The sequence below is a fragment of the Mesorhizobium sp. M7A.F.Ca.US.006.04.2.1 genome (genome assembly GCF_004022915.1).
Classification (GTDB): domain Bacteria; phylum Pseudomonadota; class Alphaproteobacteria; order Rhizobiales; family Rhizobiaceae; genus Mesorhizobium; species Mesorhizobium ciceri.
The window spans coordinates 1-4323 of the sequence record NZ_RZQA01000560.1 but is presented as its reverse complement, the minus strand read 5'-3'; the positions used below and the strand labels follow the sequence as shown (position 1 = coordinate 4323).

Here is a 4323-nt window from a genome sequence, read left to right as displayed (position 1 = left end):
GACCTGGGATCTGCTGAAACACATGCTGATGCCGGCCGTGGCGCTGGCGCTGCCGCTGGCGGCGATCATCTCGCAGCTGCTGAAACAGTCGCTGAAGGAAGTGCTCGACCTCGACTACGTCGTGCTGGCGCGGGTCAAGGGATTCTCGGAAACGCAGGTCATCCTGCGCGAAGCGCTGAAGAATGCCGCGCTGCCGACGCTGACGCTGGTCGGCGTGCAGTTCACCTTCCTCATCGGCGGCACCGTCATCGTCGAACGGCTGTTTTCCTATGAAGGCCTCGGCAACATGGCGATCGACGCCGTCATCAACCGCGACTTGCCGCTGATCCAGGGCATCGTTCTGGTCTTCGCGCTGCTGTTCGTGCTGATCAACCTCAGCGTCGACATGATGTACGCACTGCTCAATCCAAGGCTGCGCCATGGATGAGGGCCGCGCTCAAAGACGAGCTGTGTCGCCGCGTCTGTGGCTGGCCGGCGGCTGGCTGCTGCTGGCGCTTCTGGCGGCAATCTTCGCGCCGCTGGTCGCGCCGCAGGATCCGCTGGCGCAGGATTTGATGCTGGAACGGTTGCCGCCGTTCTGGATGGCCGGCGCCGAACCCGGCTATTGGCTCGGCACCGACAGCCTCGGCCGCGATCTGTTGTCGCGACTGATCTTCGGCGGCCGCATCGCCTTCATCGTCGCTTTCGCCGCGGCCATCGCCGCCTGCCTGGTCGGCTCGATGCTGGGGCTGATAGCCGGCTATTTCGGCGGCTGGGCCGACCGCATCATCTCGCGCATCGTCGATGTCTGGATGGCATTTCCGCCGGTGCTGTTCGCCATCCTTTTGGTTGCGGTGCTCGGCACAGGCTTGAGTTCCGTCATCCTCGCCATCGCCATCATCGACTGGACGCGTTTCTGCCGGGTGATCCGTGCCGAGACGATGGGCCAGTCGCGCATGGACTATGTCGAGAATGCCCGCATCGCCGGCTATGGCCGCATCGGCATCATGCTTCGCGAAGTGCTGCCCAATGTGGTGCCGTCGATCGTGGCGCTGCTGTCGCTGGAGATGGGCATCGCCGTCATCGTCGAGGCGATCCTGTCCTTCGTCAATCTGTCGATCTCGACCGACGACCCGACCTGGGGCGGCATCATCGCCGAGGGCCGGCTGTCGATCCATCAGGCGTGGTGGGTGCTCGTATTTCCGCTGATCACGCTGATCCTGACCGTGCTGTCGTTCAGCCAGTTCGGCGAGGCGCTGAAGACGCGTTTCGATCCGGTGCTGCGATGAGCGCCTGTCTCGACATCAGGGATCTGAGCGCCGTGCTGCCCAACGGCCAGCGCGTATTGCGCTCGGTGTCGCTTGCCGTTCAGCCCGGCGAGGTCCGCGCGCTGGTCGGCGAAAGCGGCGCCGGCAAGACGATGATCGGCAAGGCGGTGCTCGGTGTGCTGCCGTCGAGCGTGCGCATCGTCGAAGGCGACATGCGGCTCGAGGGCGAAGACCTCGGCAAATTGCAGCCCAAGGCGCGGCGCACGCTGATCGGGGCATGCACGGCGCTAATCCCGCAGGACCCGCTGACCGCGCTCAACCCGTCGCGCCGCATCGGCTCGCAGATGACCGACCGGCTGGTGCGCATCCTCGGCTGGAGTGGCGAGAAGGCCGATACCCGCATTCGCCAGTTGCTGGACGAGGTGCAGATCCGCGACCCCGACCGCGTGCTCAAAAGCTATCCGCACGAACTGTCCGGCGGCATGCGCCAGCGCGTGCTGATCGCTGCCGCCTTCGCCGCCGAGCCAAGGCTGATCGTCGCCGACGAGCCGACCACGGCGCTCGACGTCACCGTGCAGAAGCAGATCCTGCGGCTGATCGCACAATTGCAGCGCGAGCACGGCACCGCGATCCTGTTCGTCACCCATGATCTCGGCGTCGTCGCCAAGATCAGCCAGAGGGTCTCGGTGCTCTATGCCGGCAAGGTGGTGGAGGAGGCCGAGACCGCAGCGCTCTTCGCCGCGCCGCAGCACCCCTACACACGGGCGCTGATCGCGGCGACGCCACGCTACACCGATCCTTTCGCCTCGCTAAGACCGGTGGACGAGGCGGTGCTGGCCGGACTTGCTTCGGAGATCGCTGCCGCCGACCAAGCCTGGAGGCGGCCGCATGGTTGAACCGTTGTTCTCCGTGCGCGGGCTGAAGGTCGCGCTGCCCGACATGACGCGCAAGCCGCTGATCGGCCGCGCGCCATTGGTCGAAATCCTGAAGGGCCTGGACTTCGACCTGCCGCGGGGCTCGGTGACCGGCATTGTCGGCGAATCCGGTTCGGGCAAGTCGACGCTCGGCCGCGCGCTGGTGCGCCTGCTGGAGCCAAGCGCCGGCAGCATCAACTTCGACGGCCGCGACATCACCAATCTGCCGGAAGCGGAGTTGCGGCCGCTGCGGCGCAATCTGCAGATGATTTTTCAAGATCCGATGTCGTCGCTCAACCCGCGCCGCACCATTGCCAGCATTATCGCCGCGCCTTTGAAGCAGAATGGTCTTGGCGACAACCTGAAGGCGCGCGTCGCCGAGGCGCTGCGGCGTGTCGGCCTGCCGCAAAGTTTTGCCAGCCGCTACCGCCACGAACTGTCTGGCGGCCAGCGCCAGCGCGTCGGCATTGCGCGTGCGCTGGCGCTGTCGCCGAAATTCGTGCTGGCCGACGAGATCGTCTCCGGACTCGACGTGTCGACGCAGGCGCAGATCCTGACGCTGCTGGAAAAGCTGGCGGCGGAGATGGGGCTGACCGTCGCTTTCATCAGCCACGATCTGTCTGTCATCCGGCGGCTGTGCCGGCAAGTGATCGTCATGCGCGAAGGCATGATCGTCGAGGCCAGCGCCACCGACGCCTTGTTCGACAAGCCGCAGCAGGCCTACACGCGCGATCTCATCGCGGCCATTCCTCTGCCCGAGATCGATGCGAGCTGGCTGGACATTCCTTCCGCCGCCAAGGCGCCGACATGAATGCATACGCACGCCGACGAGCGGGCCTCGGACGTGCGACCACAAAGACCCAAGTCCCGCCAAATGGAGAGGACTGACATGAAGACCACAATCGCAATTGCAACGCTCGCCGCCGCAATGCTCGGCAGCGCCGGCATGGCCTCGGCGGATTCGATCCCGGGCATGCGCGGCCACGACCACACCGGGATCACGGTTCCCGACATGAAGCAGGCGGTCGACTTCTTCACCGAAGTGGTCGGCTGCAAGAAGGCGATGTCGTTCGGCCCGTTCGCCGACGACAAGGGCACCTTCATGCAGGATCTCCTGGGCGTCGATCCGAAGGCGGTGATCGAAGAGGTCACCATGGTGCGTTGTGGCTACGGCTCGAACATCGAGCTGTTCAAATACACAGCACCGGACCAGAAGGACCTGACGCCGAAGAACAGCGACATTGGCGGCTTCCACATCGCCTTCTATGTCGACGACGTCGCCGCTGCCAAAGCCTATCTCGAAGGCAAGGGCGTCAAGACGCGGATGGGGCCGCTGCCGGTCAAGGAAGGACCCGCCGCCGGCCAGACCATCCTCTATTTCCAGGCGCCGTGGGGGCTGCAACTGGAAGCGATCAGCTATCCCGATGGCATGGCCTATGAGAAGGGCGCCGAGACGGTGCTGTGGAGCCCGAAGAACCCGGAAAAGTGATCGGCAGCGCGCTTGCGTGATGACACGCAGGCGCGCTTTCGCCATGTCAGGACGATCTTCTGATATAAAACTTTAAGCTTGAAATATCTTGTCGCCGGCGCGATACTGAACTCCAGCAAGCGAAGAGGAGATCGCACAGATGAAGGTTGCGGTTCTCGGCGGCGGACCAGCCGGCCTCTACTTTGCCATTTCGATGAAATTGAGGGACGCCGCCCACGATGTGACGGTGTTCGAGCGCAACCGCGCCGACGACACGTTCGGCTGGGGCGTCGTGCTGTCGGCCGAAACGCTCGACAATCTGTCGAAAAACGATCCGGTCAGCGCCGTCTGGATCAAGAAGCACTTTGCCTACTGGGACGACATCGCAGTCATCCATGACGGCGTGCGCACGGTCTCGTCAGGACACGGCTTCTGCGGCATCGGCCGCAAGCGGCTGCTGGTCCTGCTGCAGCGCCGGGCGCGTGAACTCGGCGTCAAGCTGATGTTCGAGACCGACATCGCCGATCCCAAGCCTTACATGGAGACGCACGATCTGGTCGTCGCTGCCGACGGCCTGAACTCCAGGGCGCGCAACAGTTTCGTCGACATCTTCAAGCCCGACATCGACACCCGCAAATGCAAGTTCGTCTGGCTCGGCACCAACCAGAAATTCGACGACGCCTTCACCTTCATC

6 protein-coding genes are annotated in these 4323 nt (G+C 64.3%); all 6 read left to right on the top strand.

Annotation, left to right across the window (positions count from 1 at the left end; genetic code table 11):
- On the top strand, nucleotides 1–427 hold a 427-nt coding region (locus tag EN925_RS25195), incomplete at its 5' end, for an ABC transporter permease (protein WP_164761378.1).
- Entirely contained in the window at nucleotides 420–1268 is an 849-nt protein-coding gene (locus EN925_RS25190) for an ABC transporter permease (protein WP_013527973.1), read from the top strand. The genes EN925_RS25195 and EN925_RS25190, both read left to right, overlap by 8 nt.
- On the top strand, nucleotides 1265–2143 hold the full coding sequence (locus EN925_RS25185; protein ID WP_127369126.1) for an ABC transporter ATP-binding protein: 879 nt from the start codon (nucleotides 1265–1267) through the stop codon (nucleotides 2141–2143). Before EN925_RS25190 ends, EN925_RS25185 begins: the two co-directional genes overlap by 4 nt.
- Nucleotides 2136–2972 (top strand): ATP-binding cassette domain-containing protein, encoded by an 837-nt coding sequence (locus tag EN925_RS25180; RefSeq protein WP_127388299.1) that lies wholly within the window; start codon nucleotides 2136–2138, stop codon nucleotides 2970–2972. The genes EN925_RS25185 and EN925_RS25180 overlap by 8 nt, the downstream gene beginning before the upstream one ends.
- Before the next feature lie 78 nt (nucleotides 2973–3050).
- On the top strand, nucleotides 3051–3650 hold the full coding sequence (locus EN925_RS25175; protein WP_024503399.1) for a VOC family protein: 600 nt from the start codon (nucleotides 3051–3053) through the stop codon (nucleotides 3648–3650).
- A gap of 139 nt (nucleotides 3651–3789) precedes the next feature.
- Nucleotides 3790–4323: FAD-dependent oxidoreductase (locus EN925_RS25170; RefSeq protein WP_348630364.1), on the top strand; the 534-nt coding region annotated here is incomplete at its 3' end.